Origin of the sequence: Azospirillum oryzae, assembly GCF_900177515.1 — a bacterium.
Lineage (GTDB): Bacteria > Pseudomonadota > Alphaproteobacteria > Azospirillales > Azospirillaceae > Azospirillum > Azospirillum oryzae_A.
The window spans coordinates 2,756,227-2,782,500 of record NZ_FXAK01000007.1 but is presented as its reverse complement, the minus strand read 5'-3'; the positions used below and the strand labels follow the sequence as shown (position 1 = coordinate 2,782,500).

At 68.9% G+C, this 26,274-nt stretch carries 26 protein-coding genes (1 of these 26 only partly in view); 15 read left to right on the top strand and 11 right to left on the bottom strand.

What is annotated here, in order from left to right; translation table 11 throughout:
• The 4 genes from B9N97_RS25685 to prfA form a co-directional block, all read left to right on the top strand.
• Positions 1–777, top strand: partial view of a helix-turn-helix domain-containing protein gene (locus tag B9N97_RS25685; protein ID WP_085090482.1) — the 3' portion only. The gene continues 429 nt to the left of window position 1, outside the view; 777 of the gene's 1,206 nt are visible here — the last part of the coding sequence; its start codon lies off the left edge, out of view; its stop codon occupies positions 775–777.
• Positions 778–942: 165 nt separating this feature from the next.
• Positions 943–2,112 (top strand): flavodoxin-dependent (E)-4-hydroxy-3-methylbut-2-enyl-diphosphate synthase, encoded by a 1,170-nt coding sequence (gene ispG, locus B9N97_RS25680; protein WP_085090481.1) that lies wholly within the window; start codon positions 943–945, stop codon positions 2,110–2,112.
• 37 nt (positions 2,113–2,149) lie between these two features.
• Entirely contained in the window at positions 2,150–3,481 is a 1,332-nt protein-coding gene (hemA, locus tag B9N97_RS25675; protein WP_085090480.1) for a glutamyl-tRNA reductase, read from the top strand.
• On the top strand, positions 3,456–4,529 hold the full coding sequence (prfA, locus tag B9N97_RS25670; RefSeq protein WP_085090479.1) for a peptide chain release factor 1: 1,074 nt from the start codon (positions 3,456–3,458) through the stop codon (positions 4,527–4,529). Before hemA ends, prfA begins: the two co-directional genes overlap by 26 nt.
• 20 nt (positions 4,530–4,549) lie before the next feature.
• Here prfA and B9N97_RS25665 read toward each other — a convergent pair whose 3' ends face one another.
• Positions 4,550–4,948: an endonuclease domain-containing protein gene (locus B9N97_RS25665; protein ID WP_085090478.1), complete on the bottom strand. Its 399-nt coding sequence runs from the start codon at positions 4,946–4,948 to the stop codon at positions 4,550–4,552.
• Positions 4,949–5,040: 92 nt separating this feature from the next.
• On the opposite strand from B9N97_RS25665, the gene prmC reads away from it, so the two are divergent.
• Both prmC and B9N97_RS25655 read left to right on the top strand, forming a co-directional pair.
• On the top strand, positions 5,041–5,889 hold the full coding sequence (gene prmC / locus B9N97_RS25660) for a peptide chain release factor N(5)-glutamine methyltransferase (RefSeq protein ID WP_085090477.1): 849 nt from the start codon (positions 5,041–5,043) through the stop codon (positions 5,887–5,889).
• 283 nt (positions 5,890–6,172) lie between these two features.
• Positions 6,173–6,610: a DUF4167 domain-containing protein gene (locus B9N97_RS25655; protein ID WP_085090476.1), complete on the top strand. Its 438-nt coding sequence runs from the start codon at positions 6,173–6,175 to the stop codon at positions 6,608–6,610.
• A 10-nt stretch (positions 6,611–6,620) separates the two neighbouring features.
• Here B9N97_RS25655 and B9N97_RS25650 read toward each other — a convergent pair whose 3' ends face one another.
• Positions 6,621–7,385: an MOSC domain-containing protein gene (locus B9N97_RS25650; RefSeq protein ID WP_085090475.1), complete on the bottom strand. Its 765-nt coding sequence runs from the start codon at positions 7,383–7,385 to the stop codon at positions 6,621–6,623.
• A gap of 128 nt (positions 7,386–7,513) precedes the next feature.
• The gene (locus B9N97_RS25645; protein ID WP_085090761.1) at positions 7,514–8,086 is read right to left on the bottom strand and encodes an NUDIX domain-containing protein; all 573 of its coding nucleotides are present in this window, start codon (positions 8,084–8,086) and stop codon (positions 7,514–7,516) included.
• A gap of 298 nt (positions 8,087–8,384) precedes the next feature.
• On the opposite strand from B9N97_RS25645, the gene clpB reads away from it, so the two are divergent.
• Both clpB and B9N97_RS25635 read left to right on the top strand, forming a co-directional pair.
• Complete coding sequence (gene clpB, locus B9N97_RS25640; protein ID WP_085090474.1) at positions 8,385–10,988, top strand: ATP-dependent chaperone ClpB; 2,604 nt, start codon at positions 8,385–8,387, stop codon at positions 10,986–10,988.
• 164 nt (positions 10,989–11,152) lie between these two features.
• A complete protein-coding gene (locus B9N97_RS25635; RefSeq protein ID WP_085090473.1) occupies positions 11,153–12,535 on the top strand; it encodes an aspartate aminotransferase family protein in 1,383 nt (460 codons plus the stop codon).
• A 191-nt stretch (positions 12,536–12,726) separates the two neighbouring features.
• Here the strand turns inward: B9N97_RS25635 and B9N97_RS25630 are convergent, their stop codons facing one another.
• Together B9N97_RS25630 and B9N97_RS25625 are read right to left on the bottom strand one after the other, a co-directional pair.
• Positions 12,727–13,965 carry a class I SAM-dependent methyltransferase gene (locus tag B9N97_RS25630; protein ID WP_085090472.1) on the bottom strand — a complete coding sequence of 413 codons (1,239 nt, stop codon included), beginning with the start codon at positions 13,963–13,965 and terminating at the stop codon, positions 12,727–12,729.
• An 88-nt stretch (positions 13,966–14,053) separates the two neighbouring features.
• The gene (locus B9N97_RS25625) at positions 14,054–15,175 is read right to left on the bottom strand and encodes an asparaginase (protein WP_085090471.1); all 1,122 of its coding nucleotides are present in this window, start codon (positions 15,173–15,175) and stop codon (positions 14,054–14,056) included.
• Between the two features lie 79 nt (positions 15,176–15,254).
• On the opposite strand from B9N97_RS25625, the gene B9N97_RS25620 reads away from it, so the two are divergent.
• On the top strand, positions 15,255–15,839 hold the full coding sequence (locus B9N97_RS25620) for an RNA methyltransferase (RefSeq protein WP_085090760.1): 585 nt from the start codon (positions 15,255–15,257) through the stop codon (positions 15,837–15,839).
• 7 nt (positions 15,840–15,846) lie between these two features.
• Here B9N97_RS25620 and B9N97_RS25615 read toward each other — a convergent pair whose 3' ends face one another.
• Positions 15,847–16,422 (bottom strand): class I SAM-dependent methyltransferase, encoded by a 576-nt coding sequence (locus B9N97_RS25615; RefSeq protein ID WP_085090470.1) that lies wholly within the window; start codon positions 16,420–16,422, stop codon positions 15,847–15,849.
• A 202-nt stretch (positions 16,423–16,624) separates the two neighbouring features.
• On the opposite strand from B9N97_RS25615, the gene B9N97_RS25610 reads away from it, so the two are divergent.
• From B9N97_RS25610 to B9N97_RS25590, 5 genes are all read left to right on the top strand, one after another.
• Positions 16,625–17,203, top strand: coding sequence for a DUF1178 family protein (locus B9N97_RS25610; protein ID WP_085090469.1), 579 nt, complete (start codon positions 16,625–16,627; stop codon positions 17,201–17,203).
• A 356-nt stretch (positions 17,204–17,559) separates the two neighbouring features.
• Complete coding sequence (locus B9N97_RS25605) at positions 17,560–17,862, top strand: DUF485 domain-containing protein (RefSeq protein ID WP_063635501.1); 303 nt, start codon at positions 17,560–17,562, stop codon at positions 17,860–17,862.
• On the top strand, positions 17,862–19,583 hold the full coding sequence (locus tag B9N97_RS25600) for a cation acetate symporter (protein WP_085090468.1): 1,722 nt from the start codon (positions 17,862–17,864) through the stop codon (positions 19,581–19,583). Before B9N97_RS25605 ends, B9N97_RS25600 begins: the two co-directional genes overlap by 1 nt.
• A gap of 235 nt (positions 19,584–19,818) precedes the next feature.
• Complete coding sequence (locus B9N97_RS25595) at positions 19,819–21,690, top strand: DUF294 nucleotidyltransferase-like domain-containing protein (protein ID WP_085090467.1); 1,872 nt, start codon at positions 19,819–19,821, stop codon at positions 21,688–21,690.
• Between the two features lie 10 nt (positions 21,691–21,700).
• Positions 21,701–22,180: a 3'-5' exonuclease family protein gene (locus B9N97_RS25590; RefSeq protein ID WP_085090466.1), complete on the top strand. Its 480-nt coding sequence runs from the start codon at positions 21,701–21,703 to the stop codon at positions 22,178–22,180.
• A 4-nt stretch (positions 22,181–22,184) separates the two neighbouring features.
• On the opposite strand, the gene B9N97_RS25585 is transcribed toward B9N97_RS25590, so the two are convergent.
• The 4 genes from B9N97_RS25585 to B9N97_RS25570 form a co-directional block, all read right to left on the bottom strand.
• The gene (locus B9N97_RS25585) at positions 22,185–23,051 is read right to left on the bottom strand and encodes a carbon-nitrogen hydrolase family protein (RefSeq protein WP_085090465.1); all 867 of its coding nucleotides are present in this window, start codon (positions 23,049–23,051) and stop codon (positions 22,185–22,187) included.
• Positions 23,048–23,311 carry a glutaredoxin 3 gene (gene grxC, locus B9N97_RS25580; protein ID WP_014248998.1) on the bottom strand — a complete coding sequence of 88 codons (264 nt, stop codon included), beginning with the start codon at positions 23,309–23,311 and terminating at the stop codon, positions 23,048–23,050. Before grxC ends, B9N97_RS25585 begins: the two co-directional genes overlap by 4 nt.
• Positions 23,312–23,428: 117 nt before the next feature.
• Positions 23,429–24,184, bottom strand: a complete 756-nt coding sequence (locus B9N97_RS25575) for a ComF family protein (RefSeq protein WP_085090464.1) — start codon at positions 24,182–24,184, stop codon at positions 23,429–23,431.
• Between the two features lie 14 nt (positions 24,185–24,198).
• Complete coding sequence (locus tag B9N97_RS25570; protein WP_085090463.1) at positions 24,199–24,465, bottom strand: flagellar biosynthetic protein FliQ; 267 nt, start codon at positions 24,463–24,465, stop codon at positions 24,199–24,201.
• A 107-nt stretch (positions 24,466–24,572) separates the two neighbouring features.
• Between B9N97_RS25570 and B9N97_RS25565 the strand changes: the two genes are divergently transcribed.
• A complete protein-coding gene (locus tag B9N97_RS25565) occupies positions 24,573–25,472 on the top strand; it encodes a methyltransferase domain-containing protein (protein WP_085090462.1) in 900 nt (299 codons plus the stop codon).
• Positions 25,473–25,491: 19 nt separating this feature from the next.
• Here B9N97_RS25565 and B9N97_RS25560 read toward each other — a convergent pair whose 3' ends face one another.
• Positions 25,492–26,262, bottom strand: a complete 771-nt coding sequence (locus B9N97_RS25560; RefSeq protein ID WP_085090461.1) for a sulfite exporter TauE/SafE family protein — start codon at positions 26,260–26,262, stop codon at positions 25,492–25,494.
• Between the last annotated feature and the right edge of the window lie 12 nt (positions 26,263–26,274).

The following is a 26,274-nucleotide window of genomic DNA, read 5'->3' as shown; positions in this document are numbered from 1 at the left end:
CTTGTGCCGGCCTTGCCGGACCGTCTGGTCTCGCTGCTGGACGGCGTGCCGACCAAGCCGGCGGAGCAGGCTCCGGACCAGTCAACCAGCGCGCTGGGTCAGCCGGCAGCCGCTCCCGAGGTGCCCACGCCGGTGATCGCGTCCGCTTCGCCTTCGTCGACTCCGGCACCTCCCGCCGCGGTTCCGCCGTCCGCAGTCACCGCACCGGTCGCGTCTGCCGCGCCGTCCCTGTCCACCACTTCGCCCGCAGCCGGCAATCCGCAGGACGTCGCGTCGGCGCCGTCCGCGGCATTGCCGCCGCCTGGGCAGCCTGCAGCGAAATCTCCGGCAGCCACCGCGCCCGCTGTGGCAAGCGCAGGGCAGGGCATCGTCAATGTGCCGGCCCCGCCGGCGGAGGATGACGACGAGGCCTCGCCGCAGGACCCGACTCCGCTGAATGCCGCGACGGCTCCTCCGGCCGCGCCCACCGCCCCGACGGCAACGGTGCCGGCCAACGGCAAGGTGTACGGCACGCTGAACACCAACGCGAAGCTGATCCTGAAGGCGACGCAGGACAGCTGGCTGCAGGTGCGCGACGGCGGCGACATCGTGTTCACCCGCGTGCTGAAGCCGGGCGACACCTTCCGTGTTCCCGACAAGCCGAACGTGAAGATCCGCACCGGCAATGCCGGCGGGCTGGTGGTGATGGCCGATGGCGGCGAGAGCCCGCCGCTGGGGTCGGTCGGACAGGTTCTGCGCGACGTCACCATCGACGCCCATGGGGTGGTGCGGCGCTGAATCGGATGGTGGGTGCCAGCCATGCATCGGCGGTGCCCCACCACCGCTCTCCCCTGAAGCCCAGGCCTTGAATCCCGGGCGCCGGAGCGCACTTCTGGCCTGACGCCGGCTGCGCTAGGATGCGGCATCCGGTATTGCTTTCCGCTGTCCAGAGGCTGACCTGAGATGACCGTCCGCGCCTACCGCCAGATCCTTCGCCGCAAATCGCGCCAGATTCGCGTCGGCAACGTGTTGGTCGGCGGCGATGCGCCGATCTCGGTCCAGACCATGACCAACACGCCGACCACCGACGTCAAGGCGACGGTGGAGCAGATCCAGGCGGCCGAGCGGGTGGGGGCCGACATCGTCCGCGTGTCCTGCCCAGACCGCGAGTCGGCGCTGGCGCTGAAGGAGATCGTGCGTCAGGTGAAGGTGCCGATCGTCGCCGACATCCATTTCCACTACAAGCGCGCCATCGAGGCGGCGGAGAGCGGCGCCGCCTGCCTGCGCATCAACCCCGGCAACATCGGCTCGGCCGAGCGGGTGCGCGAGGTGGTGAAGGCTGCCAAAGATCATGGCTGTTCGATGCGAATCGGCGTCAATGCTGGCTCGCTGGAGCAGGATCTGCTGGAAAAATACGGCGAGCCCTGCCCGGAGGCGATGGTCGAGAGCGCGCTGAACCACGCGAAGATCCTGGAAGACAACGATTTCCGCGAGTTCAAGATCTCGGTGAAGGCGTCGGATGCCTTCCTGGCCGTCGCCGCCTACCAGGGGTTGGCCGAGGCCTGCGACTACCCGCTGCACATCGGCATCACCGAGGCGGGCGGCCTGCGGGCCGGTACGGTGAAGTCGTCCATCGGGCTCGGCATGCTGCTGTGGTCGGGCATCGGCGACACGCTGCGCGTTTCGCTGTCGGCCGATCCGGCGGAAGAGGTGCTGGTCGGCTACGACATCCTGAAGTCGCTGGGCCTGCGCCGGCGCGGCGTCACCGTCATCTCCTGCCCCAGCTGCGCCCGGCAGAACTTCAACGTCATCAAGACGGTAGAGTTGCTGGAACAGAAGCTGGCCCACATCACCACGCCGCTGACTCTGTCGGTGATCGGCTGCGTCGTGAACGGTCCGGGCGAGGCGCGGGAGACCGACATCGGCCTGACCGGCGGCGGCAACAACACCCATCAGGTCTATCTGTCCGGCGTCACCGACCACCGGCTGAAGGACCAGGACATCGTTCAGCATCTGGTCGGGCTGGTCGAGAAGAAGGCGGCGGAGATCGAAGCGGCGAAGGCCGAGGCTGAGGCTGCCGAAGCCGAAACCACCGGAGAAACCAAGCGAGACGTGGCCCCCGCCGCGGAGTAAGCTGCCCGGAATTCGGGCAGGGACAGCGACTCCAGGCGTGACCACCACCTCCTACCTCGTCATCGGCGCCAGCCACCGGACCTGTTCCGGTGTCGTCCGCGACCGGCTGTCCACCGACGAGCCGGAAGTGGCGGGCATGCTGGACCGGCTGCGCGCCGCGGGGGTCGGGCAGGCGCTGTGGCTCAGCACCTGCGACCGGGTGGAGGTGCAGGCCGTCCACGAGCGCCCGAACGAGGCGGCGCTGGCGATCGCCGAGGTAATGGCCGACCGCGCCGGGCTGGCGACATCCGATCTGGCACCGCAGCTCTACACCCGAACCGGCATCGACGCCGTGCGCCACCTGTTCGCGGTGGCCTGCTCGCTCGACAGCCAGATCGTCGGCGAGCCGCATATCCTCGGCCAACTGAAGGCCGCCCACCGCAGCGCCGCCGGTGCCGGGATGACCGGGCCCGAACTGGAGGCGGTGCTGCAGGCGGCCTATGCCGCCGCCAAGCGGGTGCGCAGCGAGACGCCGATTGCAGAGGGCGCCACCTCGCTGGCCGCCGCCGCCATCCAGGTGGCGCGCGACCTGCACGGCGACATCAGGCGCTGCGGCGCCCTGCTGGTCGGGTTGGGCGACATGGGCGCCCTGGTGCTGGAGGGGCTGCGCGAGGCCGGGCTGCCGCGGCTGACGGTCGCAGCACCGGTGGATCGGCGGGCGGAAGCGGCGGCGCGGCGGCTCGATGGACATTTCGCCCCTTGGGCCGATCTGGAGACGGCACTGACCGGCGCCGATATCCTGGTGACCGCGGCCGGTCTTGGGCGCTATATCCTGACCGCCCCGATGATGGAGGCGGTGCTGAAACGCCGCCGCCGCCGCCCGGTCTTCGTCGTCGATGCCGCCATCCCGGCCGACGTCGATCCGGAGGTCGCCGGCATGGACGGTGCCTTCGTCTATGATCTGGGCGATCTGGAGCGGGTGGCTCTGCAGGGCCGCGTCGGGCGCGAGGCGGCGACCCAGGCGGCCTGGATGATCGTGGACGAGGCGGTGGCCGCCTTCGCCCGCGACCGTGCGGAACGCGCCGCGGTGCCTGCCGTGGCGGCGCTCCGCACCCATTTCGAGGCGGAGCGGCGGCGCCTGCTGGCCGGCCATGCCGATCTGGACGCGGCGTCGGCGACGCGGCTGCTGGTCAACCGGCTGCTGCACGCCCCGTCGGAGGCGCTGCGGGCGCTGGCCGCCGACGGCAGCGGCGAAGGGCTGGCCGAACGGGCCGCGGCCGAACGGCTGATGTTCCGCCTGTTTGGGCTGGACAGGCTGACCGGCGCGGCACTGGAAGAGACTGAACGGGATAAGGACGAGCGACGTGAGCCTGGACGAGAAGTTCGATAAGGTGATGGCCCGCTATGACGAGCTGCGCGACACGCTTGCGGCCGGCCTGACCGAGTCCGGCGACTTTGCCCGGCTGTCCAAGGAATATGCCGACCTCACCCCGATCGCCGAGGCCATCGCGGAGTTGAAGAAGGGCCGTGCCGAAGCTGCCGATCTCGCAGAGATGATCGCCGCTCCTGATGCCGATCCCGAGATGAAGGCGATGGCGGAGGAGGAATTCCACGTCCTGACCAAGCGCATCCCGGAGTTGGAGCGCAAGGTGCAGATCTCGCTTCTGCCCAAGGACGAGGCGGACGAGAAGAACGCCATCCTGGAAGTGCGCGCCGGCACCGGCGGCGACGAAGCCGCCCTGTTCGCCGCGGAGCTGTTCGAGATGTACCGCCGCTATGCCGGCCTGCGTGGCTGGCGGTTCGAGGCGATGGACGTCAGCGAGACCGGCATCGGCGGCTACAAGGAAGCCACCGCCAACATCACCGGCCGCGGCGTGTTCGCCCGGCTGAAGTTCGAGTCCGGCGTCCACCGGGTCCAGCGCGTGCCGGCGACCGAGGCGCAGGGCCGCATCCACACCTCCGCCGCCACCGTCGCCGTGCTGCCGGAGGCGGAGGAGGTGGACATCCACATCGACGAAAAGGATCTGCGGATCGACGTCTTCCGCTCCTCCGGTCCCGGCGGCCAGTCGGTCAACACCACCGACAGCGCGGTGCGCATCACCCACCTGCCGACCGGGCTGGTGGTGAGCCAGCAGGACGAGAAGTCGCAGCACAAGAACAAGGCCAAGGCGCTGAAGGTGCTGCGCGCCCGGCTCTACGACATGGAGCGCGCCGCCAAGGACGCCGTCCGCGCCGCCGACCGCAAGAACCAGGTCGGCAGCGGCGACCGTTCGGAACGCATCCGCACCTACAACTTCCCGCAAGGCCGGGTGACCGACCATCGCATCAACCTGACGCTCTACAAGATCGACAAGGTGATGGCCGGCGAGGCGCTGGACGAGTTGGTCGACGCGCTGGTCGCCGAGGACGAGGCGGCACGGCTGGCGGAATTGGGGTGAGCGGCTTTCCGCGCCGACACCTAATTCCCTCCCCCGCCCAGCGGGGGAGGGTCAGGGTGGGGGCAAGTGTCCGCACGTCGAACTCCTCCCAAAGCTTCAAGCACGCTCGCCGCCACTCCCTCCGGGTTGCGAAGAACATCGTTGTTCCAGAACCTGAGCACCCGCCAGCCGCGACTCTTCAAAAACGCTGTGCGCGCCTCGTCATAGCCGGAGTCGGCATGCTGCCCGCCATCGACCTCTACCGCGAGACAGACCTCCAGGCAGACAAAATCAAGGATGTAAGGAGGGATCGGATGCTGACGCCTGAACCGCCAGCCGCCAAGCTGGCCATTGCGAAGGTATTGCCACAGATGCCGCTCGGCATCGGTCGGCACCATGCGCATGCCGCGAGCGCGGTGTTTGAGGACGGGGTCGCGCATGGAATGAGTTCGTATGTGTGGGGGGCTTGCCCCCACCCTAACCCTCCCCCGCTGGGCGGGGGAGGGGACGACGTGTCGCATCGGAGGGCTGCATGAACCTCCGCACCCTGCGGGCGCAGGCCGAGGCGCGGCTGCGCGAGGCCGGTGTCGATACGCCGGACCTCGACGCCCGCTACCTGCTGGAACATGCGCTGACCCTCACCCGCACAGACTTCATTACGAAGGCGAAACAACTGATCCCCGACGCCGATGCCGCCCGCGCCCTGGCGCTGGTCGAGCGTCGCGTGGCGCGGGAGCCGGTGGGGCGCATCCTGGGTCACCGGGAGTTCTGGACCATCGACCTCGCCCTCAACGCCGACACGCTGGAGCCGCGGCCGGACACCGAGACGGTGGTGGAGGCGGTGCTAGCCGCGATCCCTGACCGGAAGGCCCCGTTGCGCCTGATCGATTTCGGAACCGGAACGGGTTGCATCCTGCTGGCGCTGCTGTCGGAACTGCCGAACGCCACCGGCCTTGGCGTCGATCTCAGCCCGCTGGCGGTGGAGGCGGCGGCCGGGAACGCCGAACGCAATGGGCTGGCGGATCGCGCCCGCTTCCAGACCGGCGATTGGGCCAAGGGGATCGCGGATCGTTTCGATATCGTGGTGTCCAATCCGCCCTACATCCCCAGCGCCGACATCGCCGCGCTGGAGCCGGAGGTGCGGGAGCATGATCCGCGCCGTGCGCTGGACGGCGGCCCGGACGGGTTGGAGCCTTACCGCATCCTCGCCGCCGACCTTTCGCGCCTGCTGGTCCCCGGCGGGCTGGTGGCGTTCGAGGTCGGGCAGGGTCAGGCGGAGGACGTGGCGGCGCTGGTCGAGGCGCAGGGGCTGGGCGAGACCGCCATCCTGTGTGACCTTGGTGGGGTAAAGCGTTGCGTCAGGGCACGAAAGGCATTGTGAGGCGGTCGCTTATCCAAAAAAACGGTTGGATCGGCGGGCTTTGGCGGGTAGTGTGCGGTACACGACCGCGAACCTATGGCCTGCGGAGCAAGAATCTCGGATGGTTTTCTGCCGAGCGCTGACCGCCATGGCCTGCCGCACGCGATGCGGACGCGTCGTTTGAACCCCGTGAGCGACCCATGGAAATCGTCCATGGCGGGCTCGGTGGCCGGGCCGCAAGGCCGGATGGCCGCCGGAGCGTTCCGGGGACTGCACTTCTCTTGCATGGGGCCTTAAGAGCCGAATGAGACAGGGACCGAACTCCAGGCGTTCGCGTGGTCGTGGCAACAGCGGCGGCGGGGGCAGCGGCGGCGGTGGTGGCGGGGGCGGCGGTGCCGGCCGGCGCCAGAACGTTCCGCTGCGTCATCAGACCTTCGACAGCAACGGTCCCGACGTCCGCATCCGCGGCAATGCGTGGCAGGTGCAGGAGAAGTATCAGGCGCTGGCCCGCGACGCGATGTCGTCCGGCGACCGCGTGCAGGCGGAAAACTACCTGCAGCATGCGGAGCATTATCTCCGCATCATCAACCAGATCCAGGAATCGGAAAACCGTCAGCGTGGCGGCCAGCCCGGCAACGGGCACGGTCATCAGCCGCAGAGCGCCTCGCATGCCGGCGACGACGACGACCAGGGCGGCGAAGACGAGACCGACGGCGAGGAACGGGCGGCCGTCAACGCCTGATACCTGACGGTTATTCGAGCGGCGTGACCGGGTCGCCCATCGCGATCCGGCCGCCGCCGATCACCCGGGCGCGCAGCAGGATTTGGCTGTGGCCAAGCCCGCGCTCCAGAATGTTCGGCAGGCTGAGATCGGCGACGCCGCTGTCCGGGTTCACGTCATTGCCGGGCGTGCAGTCCAGCGCCTCCACCACCTCCAGAGTCGCGCCCCCTACGGCCAGGGTCCGGCCGATCCAGTTCCGTTCCGCCCAAGGATCGATGCCGTCCACCAGCAGGTTGGCCCGCATGCGCCGGGGATCGACCGGCTGTTTGGCGATCCGCTCTTCCAGGTCGCGCAGGCTGGCGAGGTTCAGCAGCGTGACCGACGGCTCCTCGCTGTTGCCGAAGGCGCCGTGCTGCGCCTCGATCAGCCGGGGCATGCCGGGTACGATCCCGGCCAGATAGGCGGCAAAGAACTGTTCCAGCAGCGTGCGGCCCATCGGCTGGTCCAGCCGGCCGCGCGACACCTGCCGTCCGCCGCGGCGGATGATCAGCGCCCGCGTCGCCTCGTCGAATTCGGTCTGCAAGGCCGCCAGCTTTTCCGTGCGGTCCAGCGTGAAGAAGTCCGACGGCAGGCGCCAGCCTTCCGTCTCCGTATCCAGGGCCGCCGGGCCGTGCAGCAGGCCGTAACGGCGGTCGAGTGGGATCGCCTGACCGGCGGTCAGGTCGGTGGCGGGAAGGTCCTGGCCGCTCATGCCCTTGACGGGATAGCGGCGGATGGCGGTCAGTGTGGCGTTCATTGCACTGCACAATGAAAGGGCTGGAGCGTCCCTGTCAACCGATGCGGTGCCAGTTTCTCACGCCACGGCTGGGATATCGGCGGCCGGGAGCGTCCCGGACCGCCCGCTCCAGCCCTAATCTGGTGCCTCTACCAGCGTTCGGCGACCGGTCGGTGCCCGAGAAATTCCTCCAGCCGCCGTCCGGTGGCCGGCGACAGCCCGGCCGGCAGCCGGTCGAGCGGGAAGAACCGGGTCTCGACGATCTCGACCCCATCCGCCCTGGGGCTGCCGCTCCAGCCGCGCACGACATAGACCGCCACATGGTCGCTCGCGCCGTTGCGGAAACGGGCGTAGATGCCGAAAGGCTGAGCGGGGCGGTCGGCGATCAGCCCGACCTCTTCCCGCACCTCCCGCCGCATGGCGTCGACCAGCGTCTCCCCACGTCCGACGCCGCCGCCCGGCAGGTGCCAGCCATCGACATAGCTGTGCCGGATCAGCAGAACACAGGGGGCGGCCGGGTCCGAGTCGTCGATGATGATCGCCCGCACCCCCATGGTCAGCGGCCGGGCGATCCGGTGCCAGGCCCCGCGCAGGGTCCAGGCGAGACGAAGCAGGCGGGCCGTCATGGTCCTGGGCATGGCGTGGTGGGCGGGAACCGGCGACGGTTTCGTGGTGGGCGCGGCGGTGCGCGTGCTGGTGCTGGAGGCGGCCAAATCGGTCATGATGGACATCCGGAAGGACCCATGGACGGCGGGCGGGCGGAAGTCTAGCCGGGCCGGGCGCGTGCCGTGTAGGGGGGCAATCGGCGGTGCGGGTGCTACCCCTTTTCCCCGGTCCTAGGCGGTCCGGCGGAGGGGGCGTCGGCGGCGTTTCTCCAGCGATAACCTTTCTGTGCCGATGGTCTTGCATGGCCCTTTGCCCTGCCTACATCTTCGGCAGCATCCTTGCGGATCGCACAGTTGCGTGGATCGAGTCGACTGGGCTGCCTCGCGGACGGTCGACAGGAGAAGGGGGAGCATCATGGATTTCGAGCAATATACCGAGCGCAGCCGCGGGTTCATTCAGGCCGCGCAGACCCTGGCCGTGCGCCGTGGGCATCAGCGCCTGACCCCGGAACATCTGCTGAAGACCCTGCTGGACGACAAGGAAGGGCTAGCCGCCAACCTGATCCGTGCGGCGGGCGGCGACCCCAAGGCGGCGCTGTCAGCGGTCGATGCCGAACTGGACAAGCTGCCGAAGGTCGAGGGCAGCGGCGCCGGGCAGCTCTACCTGACGCCCGAACTCTCCCGCGTGTTCGAACAGGCGGAGAAGGTCGCCGAGAAGGCCGGCGACAGCTTCGTCACCGCCGAACGCATCCTGCTGGCGCTGGCCATGGCCGACGGCACCCCGTCTGGCAAGGCCCTGAAGTCCGCCGGCGTGACGCCGCAGGCGCTGAACACCGCCATCAACGACATCCGCAAGGGCCGCACCGCCGACAGCGCCAGCGCCGAGCAGGGCTATGACGCGCTGAAGAAGTATGCCCGCGACCTGACCGCGGCGGCGCGCGACGGCAAGCTCGACCCGGTGATCGGCCGCGACGAGGAAATCCGCCGCACCATCCAGGTGCTGGCCCGCCGCACCAAGAACAACCCCGTGCTGATCGGCGAACCCGGCGTCGGCAAGACCGCCATCGTCGAGGGGCTGGCCCAGCGCATCGTCAAGGGCGACGTGCCGGAAGGGCTGAAGAACAAGCAGCTGCTGTCGCTCGACCTCGGCGCACTGGTGGCCGGCGCCAAGTACCGCGGCGAGTTCGAAGAGCGGCTGAAGGCCGTGCTGTCGGAAATCCAGGCGGCGGCCGGCGAGATCGTCGTCTTCATCGACGAGCTGCACACGCTGGTCGGCGCCGGCAAGTCGGACGGCGCGATGGACGCCTCCAACATGCTGAAGCCCGCGCTGGCGCGTGGCGAGCTGCACTGCGTCGGCGCCACCACGCTGGACGAGTTCCGCAAATATATCGAGAAGGACGCGGCGCTGGCCCGGCGTTTCCAGCCGGTCTTCGTGTCGGAGCCGACGGTGGAGGACACCATCTCCATCCTGCGCGGCCTGAAAGAGCGCTATGAGGTCCACCATGGCGTGCGCATCACTGACAGCGCCATCGTCTCGGCGGCGACCCTGTCCAACCGCTACATCACCGACCGCTTCCTGCCCGACAAGGCCATCGACCTGATCGACGAGGCGGCGAGCCGCCTGCGCATGGCGGTGGACAGCAAGCCGGAAGCCATCGACGAACTGGACCGCCGCATCATCCAGCTGAAGATCGAGCGCGAGGCGCTGAAGCGTGAGCAGGACGCCGCGTCGCGCGACCGCCTGACCAACCTGGAGCGCGAGCTGTCGGATCTGGAGCAGGAATCGGCCGAGTTGACTGCCAAGTGGCAGGCCGAGAAGGACCAGCTGCAGGGCGCGCAGAAGATCAAGGAGGATCTGGAGAAGGCCCGCACCGAACTGGAGACTTCGCAGCGTGATGGCAACTGGGGCCGCGCGGGCGAACTGGCCTATGGCGTCATTCCGGGCCTGGAGAAGGCGTTGAAGGATGCCGAGGAGCATGCCAGCAGCCGCATGCTGAACGAAGAGGTGCGCGACAGCGACATCGCCGCGGTGGTCAGCCGCTGGACCGGCGTGCCGGTCGACAAGATGCTGGCCGGCGAGCGCGAGAAGCTGCTGGCGATGGAAGACAAGCTGCGCAGCCGGGTGATCGGCCAGGACGAGGCGATCGTCGCCGTGTCCAACGCCGTGCGCCGGGCGCGGGCCGGGCTGCAGGACCCGAACCGTCCGATCGGCTCCTTCCTGTTCCTGGGTCCGACCGGCGTCGGCAAGACCGAGTTGACCAAGGCGCTGGCCGAATTCCTGTTCGATGACGAGACCGCCATGGTCCGGCTCGACATGTCGGAATACATGGAAAAGCACTCCGTCGCCCGCATGATCGGCGCGCCTCCGGGCTATGTCGGCTATGAGGAGGGTGGGGCGCTGACCGAGGCGGTGCGCCGCCGGCCCTATCAGGTCGTGCTGTTCGACGAGGTGGAGAAGGCCCACCCAGACGTCTTCAACGTGCTGCTGCAGGTGCTGGACGACGGCCGGCTGACCGACGGGCAGGGCCGCACCGTCGATTTCCGCAACGTCGTCATCATCATGACCTCCAACCTCGGCTCGCAGGCGCTGGCCGAACAGCCGGAGGGCCAGGATAGCTCGGCGGTGCGCGACGAGGTGATGGAAGCCGTCCGCGCCCATTTCCGGCCGGAATTCCTGAACCGCCTGGACGAGATCCTGCTGTTCCACCGGCTCGACCGCCGGCATATGGGCGGCATCGTCAAGATCCAGCTCGGCCGCCTGACGAAGATGCTCGCCGACCGCGAGATCACGCTGACGGTGGACGAGGCCGCGACCGAATGGCTGGCGGAGGCCGGCTACGACCCGGTGTACGGCGCCCGTCCGCTGAAGCGGGTGATTCAGCGCGAGCTGCAGAATCCGATGGCGACCCTGATCCTGGAAGGCCGCATCAAGGACGGCCAGACGGTGGCGGTCGGGGCCGAAGGCGGCTCCCTGACCATCGACGGCCAGCCGGTGAGCGGGCTGGTTCGCAAGGGGTGACGTCTGTGCCGGCCGCATTGCACCGATGAGTGCGATGCAGCTTTGTCGGGTGGCTGAACTGTGCGTATGATCGGCGGAACTGTTTAACATATCGAACAGTTTCCGCCGATCCTTCGCGGACGGCGGGCAGTGCCCCCGAACGCCCGAACAGGAAGCCCAGTTCCATGACCGCTCCCGTCAGCACCGCCGGCAATTCCGCCGCCAGCCGCGACAAGGCCTTCGTCCTCCATCCCTACACCAACCTGGATGCCCACGAGACGCAGGGGCCGATGATCATCGAGCGCGGCGAAGGCATCCGCGTCTTCGACGACGGCGGCAAGGATTACATCGAGGGGATGGCCAGCCTGTGGTGCGTCTCGCTCGGCTGGGGGGAGGAGCGGCTGGTCCAGGCGGCGACCAAGCAGATGCGGCAGCTGTCCACCTATCACATCTTCGGCCACAAGTCGCACGAACCGGGCATCGATCTGGCGGAAAAGCTGATCGGGTTGGCGCCGGTGCCGATGTCGAAGGTCTTCTTCGCCAATTCAGGCTCGGAAGCCAACGACACCGCGATCAAGCTGATCTGGTACTACAACAACGCGCTCGGCCGGCCGGAGAAGAAGAAGATCCTCTCGCGCCAGCGCGCTTATCACGGCGTGACGGTGGCGACCGCCAGCCTGACCGGACTGCCCAACAACCACCGCGACTTCGACCTGCCGATCGCCCGCATCATCCACGGCGACTGCCCGCACCATTACCGCAACGCGCTTGAGGGCGAGAGCGAAGAGGCCTTCGCCACCCGCCTCGCCGAACAGCTGGAGGCGCTGATCCTGGCCGAGGGGCCGGACACCATCGCCGCCATGTTCGCCGAGCCGATCATGGGCGCCGGCGGCGTCGTGGTCCCGCCCGCGACCTACTTCGCCAAGATCCAGCCGGTGTTGAGGAAATACGACATCCTGCTGGTCGCCGACGAGGTGATCTGCGGATTCGGCCGCACCGGCAATTTCTGGGGCAGCCAGACCGTGGGCATGCAGCCGGACATCCTGACCTGCGCCAAGCAGCTGTCGTCCGGCTATCTGCCGATCTCCGCCGTCATGGTGACCGACGCGATCTACCGCGCCTGCGTCGACGAGAGCCGGAAGATCGGCACCTTCGGCCATGGCTACACCTACTCCGCCCATCCGGTGGCGGCGGCGGTGGCGCTGGAAACGCTGAAGATCTACGAGGAACGCGACATCGTCGGCCATGTCCGCTCGGTCGCCCCGGCCTTCCAGTCGCGGCTGAAGGCGCTGGCGGAGCATCCGCTGGTCGGCGAGGCCCGCGGCATCGGCCTGATCGGCGCGCTGGAGCTGGTGGCCGACAAGGCGACCCGGATCCCCTTCGACCCGCCCGGCCGCGCCGGTGCGCTGATCAACGGTCTGGTTCAGGAAAACGGCCTGATCGTCCGCGCCATGGGCGATTCCATCGCGCTGTGCCCGCCGCTGGTGATCTCCGAGGCGGAAATCCACGAGGTCTTCGACCGCCTGACCAAGGCGCTGGACGCCGCGGTGCCCGTGCTGCGGGGGTGAGGTGGCACCCTCTCCCGCCCCTCAGATCCCCTCTCCCCCCCTGGGGAGAGGGTTAGGGTGAGGGGGAGGCGCGGCGAGAATTAATTCGGGAACCCGCGCGTCTCGTTTTCCCGTGATCCATGCGGTGCATCCCCCTCACCCCGACCCTCTCCCCGGGGGGAGAGGGAGAAAAGCCCGTGGGGAGAGGGAAATCAGGGGCGCTGCAGGTGCATCTTGCCCAGGCCGCCCAGCGTGTCGAACAGCTGACGGAACTGGGTGAGGAACTGCTCCCAGGTCGCTTTCGTCGTCGGTTCGATGGCGGCGTGCAGGGCGCCCAGGCTGGTCCGGCCGTCGATCCGCGACAGGATCGGGCCGGCCAGCCGGGGCAGGGGCAGCGCCACCACGCTGCCCATCAGGTCGAACTCCAGGCTGCCGCCGGGCGGCACGTTCTTAGCCACCATCGGGCCGTCGATGTCGCGCAGGACCGGGATAACGTCCGGCCCGTCCGGCAGGATGCGGGCGGCCTCAAGATCGGCCGGGCGCAGCAGGTAGGCGATATGCTTGGTGAAGGCGCCGGTGATGCGCTCAGTCCAGGCGGCGCGCTCCAGCATGCCCATTCCCTCCAGCCGCTTCAGCACGCGGGCGTCCTTGACCCACAGCGATGGCTCGTAGCGCAGCGGGTCGATCAGCGTGGCGATGGCCAGCCCGGCGCTGTCCGCCAGTTCCGCCAGCTGCGGCACGCTGTAGGGACGGTCGCAGCTGTGCAGCAGCAGGTCGTAGAGATTGGCGTCGGCCAGCCGGTGGTCGCTGATGTGCGGGTTGTTCAGCAGCCAGTTGGTCGGCGGCAGCGCCTGGATCACCCGGCGGGCCAACGCCACCTTCTCGGCCGGCGGCAACCCCTCGGTCATGCCGCGCAGGGCCTCCTGCATCGGATAGACGCCGGTGCGGCCATAGGGCGCGTAGACCATGATGCCGATGCCGCCGCCGGGCGCCAGCGCCGAGGCCAGCGAGCGCAGGCCGGCCGACGGCTCGTCCAGATGGTGCAGCACGCCGCAGCAGTCGATGTAGTCGAACGGCCCGGCTTCCGATACGAGCCCATCGAGTTCGAGCAGGGAGCCGCGGCGGAAGTCGATGTTGGTCAGGCCGCGCGCCTTGGCCCGCGCCTCTGCGATGGCGCGGCTGGCATCGGACAGGTCGATGTAGCTGATCCGCCCAGGATTGCCGGCGTCGGTCATCTGCTGCGCCAGCATGATGGTGCCGTCCCCCGTGCCGCCGCCGGCCACCAGCACGCGCAGAGGCTTGGAATGATCGATCCGGCCGCCGAAGACGTGCTGGACGACCTCGTCCAGATGGCTGGGCGAGCCGGTGACCAGCCGCTTTGCCTCGTCGGCCGGGTTGCGCGCCGGGTAGGGATAGGCTTCGTATTGGGCGCGCAGGTCGTCGATGCTCATGGGAGGACTGCTCATAAGGAACGGGCGCGGCGACCATAGCACCGCGCCCGCCCAATGACAGCCGTTCGGTGGCGATCCTTGCAGCGCCTCAGCCCGGCCACCCCGCTGCCGGCCGCACCTCGCCCACCTGCGTGCCGGCGCGGTTCAGCAGCGGGGTGGTCAGCAGTTGCGGCACCCGCGCCCATTGGGCGTCGGTCAGCGCCCTGGTCGAGCGGATCAGGGCTGCCAGCGCCACCTCGCGGGCGCGGGCGGCGCCATCTTCGATCTTCAGCGCGATGCCGATGCCCTGCTCCGGGATCACGGCGCAGCCGACCCCCTCGGCCCCGCCCTTGACCAGGACGGCGCCGTCGGCGGCTTCCATCAGCGCGGTGTCGAAGGTGCCGGTGCCGCCGATCAGGAAGGGGTGCCTGCCCCAGGCGGCGGCGATGCGGGTGACCGCCTCGGCCCGCGCGTCGGGCAGGTCGACCGGGTCGGCGATGCGGGCCATGGCATAGGCGATGGCGCCCAGCGGGATGCCGATGGTGGGGATGGAACAGCCGTCGACGCCCCAGGGGGCGCCGAACAGGTCCTGGCCGGTCATCTGCTCCATCACGCCAAGGATACGCTGCTGCACCGGGTGCTCGTAGCGGACATAGCCCTTCAGCCGTTCGCCCTTGTGCTTCGCCGTGGTCAGGAAACCGCTGTGCTTGCCGGAGCAGTTGTTGTGGAAGGCGGTCGGCGCCTCGCCGCGGCGGACCAGATCCTCGGCGGTGGCGGGATCGTAGGGGATCTGCGCGCCGCATTCGTAGTCGTCGAGCGTCAGCCCGACCCGCTCCGCCCAGGACCGCACCAGTTCGGTGTGGCGCGCCTCGCCATTGTGGGAGGAGCAGGCGAGCGCCAGCTCCTCATCTCCCAGCCCGAAGGAGTCGAGCGCGCCGCTTTCCACCAGCGGGATCGCCTGCAGCGACTTGATGGCGGAGCGTGGGAAGACCGGTGCGTCGATGTCGCCCCAGCGCGCCAGCACATGGCCGCCGGCATCGACGATGCAGGCGCGGGCGCGGTGGACCGACTCCACCAGGCTGCCGCGCGTCACCTCGACGGTGATCGGACTTTCAGCCGGGCCGGAAAGGTCGGCGCGGCCCTCGGCCGCCTGATGATGCGACTGGTCGTGGTGGTGGTGGTCACCGCCGCCGCAACAGGAGGAATGGTCGTGAGTATGGTCTGGGGTCATGCCGGCAAGCTTGCCTCGGGCGGGCGGTGGCGGCAAGCTCCCGCCCGGTTATCCTTACCTCGGAATGTGCGGGTTCTTCATGCGTGGTTATTTCGGAATAGGGGTGGAGCGGATCAGCAAGCCGGGCAATGTCGGCAACCTGATGCGCACAGCCCATGCCTTCGGCGCCTCCTTCTTCTTCGCCATCGATCCGGAACCGGATCTGCGGGAGACGAAGCTGGTCGACACCTCGGGCGCCACGCTGCACCTGCCGCTCTATATCCACGAGCGGGTCGCCGACTTCACCCTGCCCAGGGACTGCATGCTGGTCGGGGTGGAACTGACCGACGACGCGGTGGAACTGCCGAGCTTCCGCCACCCGTCGCGCGCCGCCTATGTGCTGGGGCCGGAGCGCGACAGCCTGTCGCCCGCCCTGCTGGCGCGCTGCGACCATGTGGTGAAGATCCCGATGTCCTTCTGCATCAATGTCGGCGTCGCCGGGGCGCTGGTGATGTATGACCGCATGATCTCGCTCGGCCGCTTCGCCGAGCGCCCGGTCCGTCCCGGCGGTCCGCTGGAGGCACCGGCCCAGCACCGCCACGGCCGTCAGATCATGCGCAACGCCGACCGCCGCCGCCGCATCCGCGGAGAGCAGAAGCCGGCGGAGAGCGAGGTCGACGAGTAAGGATGACTCAGAGCGGCAGCGGATCGTCCCCGGCGACGGCGCAGATCCGCTGCACCACCGCGGGCTTCGGCGCCGACACCTCGCCCTGTTCGAAGGCGACCACCTGAAGCACGCCGCGTACGGCCTCCAGCAGCTCGCCGCGGCGCAGCAGGAAGTCGGGGGAAGAGGGGCGGCCGAAGCGGGCGTTGCCGTCGGCGAAAGTCTCGTAGATCAGCACGCCGCCCGGCTCCAGCGCCGCCAGCAGGGCGGGAAAGAGCGGCCGGTGCAGGTAGTTGGTGACGACGATCCCGGCGAAGCGGGCGTCGGCGGGCAGGGGGCCGAGGCGACCTGCCGAATCGGCGGTTTCCAGATCGGACCTTTCAAGATCACCCTGGATCAGGGTGATGCCGGCGGTGCCCTCCAGGTCGGCGACGCCGCCAAGGTCGCAGTCCAGCCCCACCACCGGATGACCAAGCCGGTGGAACAGCCGCAGGTGCCGCCCGCCGCCGCAGGCGAGGTCGAGCACAGGGCCGCCCGCGCGCACCAGCGGGGCGAAGCGCTCCACCCAGGGGGAAGGCGGCGAAAGCGGATGCGGCGTCGGCATGGTCGGATTTCCCTTCGCGGACTTTTCTTCGGCGTTTGCGGGAACGATATCACAGGAGCCGGGTCGGACAGGCCCGTCCGGCGTTTGACGGCGCGGCCCCGCCGTGCTGAATTAGGGCGATTCCCCGAGTCGCGCCGCTACCCGGACCGGCGTACCGGGGCCTGTCCTTCCTGCTGCGGGTTAGTTTGGGGCTTGTGGGGATATGATCCTCTTCGCGTTGAGATGCTCGGCCGACCACCAGTTCGAAGCGTGGTTCCGCAATGGCGCCGCCTATGACGAACAGGCGGCGGCGCACCAGATCGCCTGTCCGATCTGCGGCGACACCGTCGTCGGCAAGGCGCCGATGGCCCCGCGCATCGCTAAGGGAGTCGCCAGGGCCGCCGACCGCGCCCGCGAACAGGCCGAAGCGGTGGCGGCGAACGCCCCGCCGTCCGCTGCCCCGGCCAACGCCGTGCCCACGGCCCTTCCCGCGCCGATCCCCGCCCCTGTCCCTCTGCCGAACGCCGCCGATGTCGTCGCCGCCCTGCCGCCCAGCCTGAACGACGCCCAGCGCGAGGCGGTGGCCGAGGTGATGCGGCAGCTGACCGAGGTGCGGCGCAGCGTGGAAAAGAACTGCGACTATGTCGGCGACCGCTTCGCCGAGGAGGCGCGGCGCATCCATTACGGCGAGTCCGACCCGCGCGGCATCTATGGTGAGGCGTCGGACGAGGAGGTCGCCGAACTCAACGAGGAGGGTGTGACATTTCACCGCATTCCGTGGATCCCGCGCACCGATTCCTGAGGATGGCAGCGGCCGCGCGACCGTGGCCGCGGCACTGATTCCGAACGAAACCATCTGAAAAGCTGACGGTTTGCAAGGCGCACCCGGAAACGGGGGCGCCTTTTCCATATCCCGCCACAGCCCGGCCCAAGCCTGGGTTTCCGGGGGATCGTCCCCGACCGGCCCGCCGTCCCATCGACCAAGGTAGGGGGTGCGCCCAACAATGATCTGTATCAAACAATTGGGCAGGTCAAGGGCGTACGAATTACGGGGAGAAACCCGGACGCGACCGCCCGGACGGCAAATGCCGGACTGTCCCGCAGACGGGGCTCTGAAGGACAGCCGAAAAATTGCCGGCACTCGATGAGGGGACGCACATGAATCAAAACGCACAACGGATTTTGAACAATCCGAAGTTCCAGGAGCTGGTGGCGAAACGGTCCGCCTTTGCCTGGACTTTGTCGATTGCCATGCTGGTCATTTATTTCGGTTTCATCCTGCTGGTGGCGTTCGGGAAATCGTTCCTGGGCACGCCGATCGGCTCCGGCGTCACGACCTGGGGCATTCCGGTCGGCGTCTTCACCATCGTGTCCGCCTTCATCCTGACCGGCATCTATGTCTACCGGGCGAACGGCGAATTCGACGAGCTGAACCGCCAGATCCTGGAGGAATCGAAGTGATGCGCGCCACCACCCGTTTCGCCGCTCCGGTCGCCGCTGCGGCGGCAGCCGCCGGCGCGCTGGTTCCCACCACGGTCCTGGCCGACGCCATCGGCGGCGCCGTGCAGAAGCAGGCGACCAACTGGTCTGCCATCCTGATGTTCCTGGCCTTCGTGCTGTTCACGTTGGGCATCACCTACTGGGCGGCCCGCCGCACCAAGTCGGCCAAGGACTTCTACGCCGCCGGCGGCGGCATCACCGGCTTCCAGAACGGCCTCGCCATCGCCGGCGACTACATGTCGGCCGCGTCCTTCCTGGGCATTGCCGGTCTGGTGTACGCCTCGGGCTTCGACGGCCTGATCTATTCGGTGGGCTGGCTGGTCGGCTGGCCGATCGTGCTGTTCCTGGTGGCCGAGCGGCTGCGCAACCTCGGCAAGTACACCTTCGCCGACGTCGCCTCCTATCGCTTCCAGCAGACGCCGATCCGCACGCTGTCGGCCTGCGGCTCGCTGGCGACCGTCACCTTCTACCTGATCGCCCAGATGGTCGGCGCCGGCAAGCTGATCCAGCTGCTGTTCGGCCTCGACTACATGGTCGCCGTCATCATCGTCGGCGTGCTGATGATCGGCTACGTGACCTTCGGCGGCATGCTGGCGACCACCTGGGTGCAGATCATCAAGGCGGTGATGCTGCTGTCCGGCGCCTCCTTCATGGCCTTCATGATCCTGGCAAAGTTCGGCTTCAGCCCCGAGGCGATGTTCAAGGCCGCCGTCGAGGCCCACCCGAAGGGTCTGGCGATCATGTCGCCGGGCGCCCTGGTCACCGACCCGGTCTCGGCGATCTCGCTGGGCATGGCGCTGATGTTCGGCACCGCCGGCCTGCCGCACATCCTGATGCGCTTCTTCACCGTCGCCGACGCCAAGGAAGCCCGCAAGTCGGTCTTCTACGCCACCGGCTTCATCGGCTACTTCTACATCCTGACCTTCATCATCGGCTTCGGCGCCATCCTGATGATCCTGGCTCCCGACGCCAACGGCGCCTATCCGTTCCTGACGGCGGCCCCGGCGGCCGGCGCCAAGGCGGTGATCGCCAACGTCATCGGCGGCACCAACATGGCGGCCATCCACACCGCCCATGCGGTCGGCGGCGACCTGTTCTACGGCTTCATCTCGGCGGTCGCCTTCGCCACCATCCTGGCGGTGGTCGCGGGTCTGACGCTGGCCGGTGCCTCGGCGGTCTCCCATGACCTCTACGCTTCGGTCTTCGCCAAGGGCCGTGCCAACGAGGCGGACGAAATCCGCGTCTCGAAGATCACCACCGTCGCCATCGGCATCCTGTCGATCGTGCTGGGCATCGCCTTCGAAAACCAGAACGTCGCCTTCATGGTCGGCCTGGCCTTCGTCATCGCCGCTTCGGCCAACTTCCCGATCCTGCTGATGTCGATGTTCTGGAGCAAGATGACCACCCGCGGTGCGGTGCTGGGCGGCGGCCTGGGCCTGATCTCGGCGATCGTCCTGCTGGTTCTGGGTCCGACCGTGTGGAAGGCCGTGCTGGGCAACCCGACTGCCATCTTCCCGTACGACAACCCGGGCCTCTTCTCGATCCTGCTGTCCTTCGCCGGCATCTGGTTCTTCTCGATCACCGACAACAGCGCGCAGGCCCAGAAGGAGCGCAAGGACTTCGAAGCCCAGTACATCCGGTCGCAGACCGGCCTGGGTGCCGAGGGTGCGTCCGCCCACTAAGAAGAACCAAGGAAGGGATCGCGTCTCGCACCGCATCCCTTCCCCCCCTCGGGCAAGCCTGAACCCGGGGGGCCAAGTGCGGGCGGTGACCGAACCACGCCGCCAAATGTCGCACCCGCTTCCGGCGTCCCGCCCGGCGGGTGTATCCTGAAAAGCGCCTCCGGACCCGATCCGGGGGCGCTTTTTTCATGATCAGCCATCTCCCGACCCTGCCATCTCCCGACGGAGTCCGCCCGTGCAGCATGCGATGCCGACCGCTTCTCCGGACTTCGATTTCGGGCGTCCTCCCTTCGACCTGCTGACGGAGGGGCAGCGCGTGGCGCTGGCCGGTGCGCTCGACATCGCGCTCTATCCGCGCGACACCGTCATCCTCAGCCGGGAGGAACCGGCCGACGCGCTCTATGTCGTGCTGCGCGGCGCCGTGCAGGAACGCCGCGGTGGCGAGGTTGCGGCAGTCCATGGTCCGGGCGACCGGTTCGGCTTGCAGGCGCTGTACGCCACCACGGGGGACGGAGCCGGCGTGACCGGCGCCCGCCGCTTCGTCGCGGCGGAGGACTGCGTTTGCCACCTGATCCCGCGCGCGGCGCTGGAGGCGTTGGCCGCCGAGAATCCCGCCTTCGGAACCGCCATCCTCGGCGATTTCGCCCAGCGCATGCGCGATCTGGCTGCCTTGCGCTCCAACCGCGAGATGGCGGCGCTGACCATGGCCCGCATCCGGCAGGCCTATCTTCACCCGCCGCTGTTCGTCGATGCCGCCGCCAGCCTGCGCGACGCGGCCGAGGCGATGCGGCAGAACCGCGCCAGCAGCGTTCTGGTGCGCGGCGCGGATGGCACCACCGGCATCCTGACCGGCACCGACCTGCGCGATCTGGTGGTGCTGGACGGCAGGCCGGTGACCGACCCGGTCGGGCCGCTCGCCCGCTACGGCCTGCTGACGCTGGACCGCGACGACCTGCTGTTCAACGCGCTGGTGCTGATGACCAAGCATGCGGTGCGCCGCATCGTGGTGACGGAGAATGGCGCCATCGTCGGGCTGTTGGGGCAAAGCGACCTGCTGGCGGTGCTGTCCAACCATTCCCAGGTCATCGGGCTGCAGGTGGAGCATGCCACCGATCCCGCCGACCTCCGCCGGGCCAGCCGCTCCATCGTCGAGCTGATCCGCACCCTGCATGCCACCGGCGTGAAGGTCGCCTTCATCGCCGATCTGGTGACCGAGCTGAACCGCCGCATCTTCCGCAAGCTGTTCGAGCTGCTGGCCCCGCCGGAGCTGCTGGCCAACAGCTGCCTGATCGTGATGGGCAGCGAGGGGCGCGGCGAACAGCTGCTGAAGACCGACCAGGACAACGGCCTGATCCTGCGCGACGGCTTCGACTGCCCCGACCTGCCGAGGATCGCCGCCGACTTCACCCGCCATCTGGTCGAGTTCGGCTATCCCCCCTGTCCCGGTAACATCATGGTCTCCAATCCGGAGTGGACCCGGCCGCTCGCCGGCTACAAGGACGCGCTGTTCAACTGGGTCCACCGCCCGGACGAGGCGGCGCAGATGAACCTCGCCATCTTCTACGACGCCGCTCCGGTGGCCGGCGACGCCACCCTGCTGGCCGAGGCGAAGGACTATCTGCTGAGCCGCCTGCAGGACAACCAGATGTTCTTCACCCAGTTCGCCCGGCCGACCCTGTCCTTCGACACGCCGAGCGGCCTGTTCGCCGCGCTGTTCGAACGGCGCCGGGCGGAGCCGGTCGACATCAAGAAGGCCGGCATCTTCCCCATCGTCCATGGCGTCCGCGCGCTGGCGCTGGAAAAGCACCGGGCGGAGACCAACACGGTGGAGCGCATCCAGGTGCTGGCCGAACTGGGGGCGCTGGACCGCAAGATGGCCGCCGATTTGGTGGAGGCCTTCACCATCCTGTCGACCATCCGCCTGAAGGCGCGCGTCGATCTGCCGGAAGAAAACGAAGGAGGGGAGGAAGGGGCGGAACTGGCGATCGACAACCTCGTCCACCCCGACCGGCTGGGCAAGCTGGACCGCGACCAGTTCAAGGACTGCCTGGCGCTGGTGAAAAGCTTCAAGGAGCTGATCGCCCACCATTTCCGCCTGAATCATTGAGGCGGCGACGATGGGACATCCCGATCACGGCGACACCGACCGGCGCGAACGCGTGGCGATCCATTGCGAGGCGACCAGCTTCGATCCGGAGGCCGCAACGCCTCTGGCCTTCGCCGCCATCCGCATCCGCGGCCCCCGCATCCTGACCGGCAGCGCGCTGCTGCTCCATCCCGGTTGCGATACCGGGCTGGCCGAGGCCGGCGACCTGCTGCACGCCTTCATCGGCGACCGTCCGCTGGTGGGCTACTATCTCGACTTCTCCGTCGCCATGGCCGAGCGCCTGACCGGGCGATCGCTGTCGGACGAGCGGACGGAGGTTTCCAGTCTCTATTACGCCCGCAAGCTCCGCAGCATGTCCAAACAGGCGGTCGATTTGCGGCTGGACAGCATGATCCGCGACCTCGATCTGCCGGTGCGGCCCGACGGCGCCTTCGGCATCGCGTTGACCACCGCCATGGCGTGGCTTCGGCTGACGCAGGACGGGCGCTGAGAGATCAGAACCCGAGGCGCTCCACCGCGACGCCGCGGTCGTGGGTCAGCGACGGCACCATGGCGCGGGCCTCCGCCACGCGGTCGAGGTCGAGGTCGGCGGTGATGAAGCCGACATCGGTGCCGGCGTCGGCCAGCACCTCGCCCCAGGGGGCGATCAGCAGGGAATGGCCGTAGGTCTGGCGGCCCTGGTCGTGGCTGCCGGTCTGGGCCGGGGCAACGACGAAGCAGCCGGTTTCGATGGCGCGGGCGCGCAGCAGCGTGTGCCAATGGGCCCGGCCGGTCGGCACGGTGAAGGCGGCCGGCACGGTCAGGATCGACGCCCCCGCCTGGGCCAGCGCCCGGTACAGATAGGCGAAGCGCACGTCGTAACAGACCGTCATGCCGATGCCGCCCCAGGGGCTGGCCGCCACCACCGCCCGCTCGCCCGGCTGGAAGGTCGCCGATTCGCGATAGGATTCGCCGTCCTTCAGCGTGACGTCGAACATGTGGATCTTGTCGTAGGAGGCGACGACCCGCCCCCTGGCATCGAAAAGGTAGCTGCGGTTGGCGGCGCGCCCGTCGTCGAGCAGGACATGCAGGGTGCCGCCGAGAATCCAGGCACCGGTCTCCCGCGCCAGATCGGCGAAGAAGGGGATGCCGGGATGCTCCGACTCGGTGCGGACGCGCTCCATGGTCTTGGCGCGGCCCTGGACGATCCAGCCGACATTCTCCGGCAAGGCGATGAAATCCGCCCCGGCGTCGCGGGCGCGGCGGACGAGGTCGCCCGCCGCCCGCAGGTTCGGCTCAAGCTCCGTCCCCGCATTCACCTGGACGCAGGCGGCCTTCAGCGTGCCGCCGCCAACGAGGTCCGAAGCCGCGCCGTCGCTCATGCGGCGATGCCGAGCAGCGGGTCCAGCTTGCCGGCACGATCCAGCGCGTGGATGTCGTCGCTGCCGCCATAGGGCTTCCCGTCGATGAAGATCTGCGGGACGGTGGTCCGGCCCTCCGACCGCTCGATCATCTCGCTGCGGCGGCCCGGCTGGGCGTAAAGGTCGATTTCCTCGTATGTCACGCCCTTGCCGTCGAGCAGGCTCTTGGCCCGCATGCAGTAGGGACAGAAGGGCGTGGTGTAGATGACGACGTCGGCCATGCCACTGGGCTCCTGTTGCAGGTGGGGAAACTATAGGATCAACCTGCGGGAGGCGCCAGACGTTGCAATCCGCGCTGAGCGCCGGTCAGCGTCGCCGGGCACGCCCCTTTTCAAGCGTCAGCGATGCACCACACGCGCCAGCGTCAGCACGTCGACCCGGGCCGCCCCGGCCCGCCGCAGGACCCGTGCGCATTCCGCCAGCGTCGCCCCGGTGGTCATCACGTCGTCGATCAGCACCAGACGCTGACCGGTCACCGACTGTCCAGGCCGCAGGCGGAAGGCGCCCTTGACGTTGCGGTGGCGGCCCTGACGGTCCAGCCCGCCCTGGGTCGGGGTAGACCGGTGGCGTTGCAGCAGGTCCGGGACGGCGGGGACGCCGCAGTGGCGCGACAGCGCCTGCGCCAGCAGGGCCGCCTGATTGTAGCGGCGGTGGAACAGGCGGGCACGGTGCAGCGGCACCGGCAGCAGCCGGTCGGCATCCTCCAGCAGTTCCCGTCCGGCGCGGGCCAGCCAGACGCCGTAGGCCTTGGCGGCATGGATGCGGTCGCCATGCTTGAAGCCCAGCACCAGCGGCCGGCTGCCGTCGTCATAGGCCAGGACGGCGCGGGCGCGAGCGAAGGGGGGCGGGGAGGCCATGCAGGAGCCGCACAGCGTGCCCTCCTGCGCCTCATACTCGAAGGGAAGGCCGCAGCAGGCGCAGAGCGGTGGGGCGATGAAGGTCAGCTTGACCCAGCAGGCCGCACACAGGCCACCCTGGCGGTCCACCGCCTCGCCGCAACTGAGGCAGCGCGGCGGCAGCAGCGCGTCGAGCAGCAGGGTCGCCGCGCCTGCCGCGGTGCGGCCCAGTCCGGACAGGATCGCGGATGGCTGCATCGCCGCCGCCCCGGTCACTGAAGCATGGCGATGCGTTCGAAGATCACGCCGGTGTAGTCGCGCAGCGCCAGATAGATGGCCGGGCCGGTGACGAACAGGATCACCAGCGTCGCGAAGAACTTGGTGTCCTGCTGCAGCGACGACTCGTTGATGTTGGTGGCGCTCTGGAACAGCATCAGCCCGGCCGACAGCACGGCGGTGATGCCCAGCGGCGGCAGCGAAATCTTCAGGATGACCATCAGCGCTTCGTGGCTGACGGCGATGGCTTCGTCGATGCCCATTCCAATGCCTGTGCGTGGGGTGGCGTGGCGAAGGTGATTTGAAGAAGGTATCTGGGCTGCGAGTGTAGCACGGTTGTCGTGCCGCCGGGCTGGGGTATAGTGCGGGCATGACAAGCCCCGACAGCATGACCGTCTTCGACCGCGCGCTGGTCCGCCGCCGCCGCGACCGCGCCGTCGCCGAATTCACCGACCACGCCTTCCTGTTCGAGGAGATCGCCGACCGCCTGGCCGACCGGCTGGAGGACGTGATCCGCCCCTTCCCGCTGGCCCTCGACGTCGGCTGCCACGACGGGGCGATGGGGCGCATCCTGAAAGGCCGCAAGGGGATCGAACGGCTGGTCGCCTGCGACCTGTCGCCGGACTTCGCGCGTGCCGCCGGCGGTCCGGGCAACCCCACCGTCGCCGCTGACGAGGAGTTCCTGCCCTTCGCCCCCGGCAGCTTCGATCTTGTGGTCAGCAATCTCAGCCTGCACTGGGTCAACGACCTGCCGGGCGCCCTGGTGCAGATCCGGCAGGCGTTGAAGCCGGATGGATTCTTCTGTGCCTCCATGCTCGGTGGCCAGACGCTGGCCGAACTGCGCCGCTGCCTCTTCGAGGCGGAGATGGAGGTGTCGGGCGGCGTATCCCCCCGCGTGTCGCCCTTCGCCGAGATCAAGGACGCTGGCGGGTTGCTGCAACGTGCCGGCTTCGCCCTGCCGGTGGTCGACAGCGACGTCATCACCGTGACCTACTCCGACGCCTTCGCCCTGATGCGCGAACTGCGCGGCATGGGCGAGACCAACGCCGTGCTCGCCCGTCGCAAGGTTCCGGCAACCCGGTCCATGCTGTTCGACGCGGCCCAGCGCTATGCCCAACTCTATGCCGAGCCGGACGGGCGCATCCCGGTGACCTTCGAGGTGCTCTATCTCGCCGGCTGGTCGCCGCATGAAAGCCAGCAGCAGCCCTTGAAGCCCGGCAGCGGACAGATCCCGCTGGGCGACGCGCTGAAGGGCGGCGGTATCCACTAACCGGTGGCGTGAGGCAGGTTTACGCAACCAGCTTCCAGGCCATCCAGCCCAGAACCCCGGCGTTCACCAGCATGATCGCCGGGGCGACGCGGGCGACGGCGGTCCGCCAGGTGCGGCCGGCGATATGGCCGGCCAGCCCGACCGCCAGCAGGCTCGGCACCGTGCCGAGCGCGAAGGCGGCCATGCCCAGCGCGCCGGTCAGCGCGCTGCCGCTCGCCGCCGCGACCGCGATGGCGCCATAGAGCATCCCGCAAGGAATGAAGCCCAGCGCCACACCCAGCCCATAGCCGCGCCAGCCCGTCGGATTGCCGAACAGCGGCCGGGCGACGCCGGACACCCGGTCGCCCCACCAGCGCTGCAGCCCGTTGCCGCCCAAGGACGGGAGCTTGGGGAACCAGGACAGGACGCTGCGCGCGGCATAGCCTAGGAAGAACAGCGCCGCCAGCGCCAGCAACGCGACCGACAGCCAGCGCAGGCCGGGCAGCGCCCCGACATGGCCGGCGACCGAGGCCGACAGCGCGCCGATCAGCGCATAGGTCGACGCCCGGCCGGCATGGTAGGGCAGCACGGCGGCTCCGGTCAGGCGCCGGAACTCCGACATCGCCGACAGCGGCACCCGCTCCAGCCGCGCCGACACCTGGGCCAGCACGAAGGGACCGCACATGCCGGTGCAATGGGTGGTGCCGCCGACCAGCCCGGCGGTCAGCAGGGCCAGCAGCAGCCCACCGTCGCGGTCGATGACCACGGCACACTGGTTCAGTCCGGCATCCAGCAGCGACAGCGCGTCCAAGGCAAGACCTCT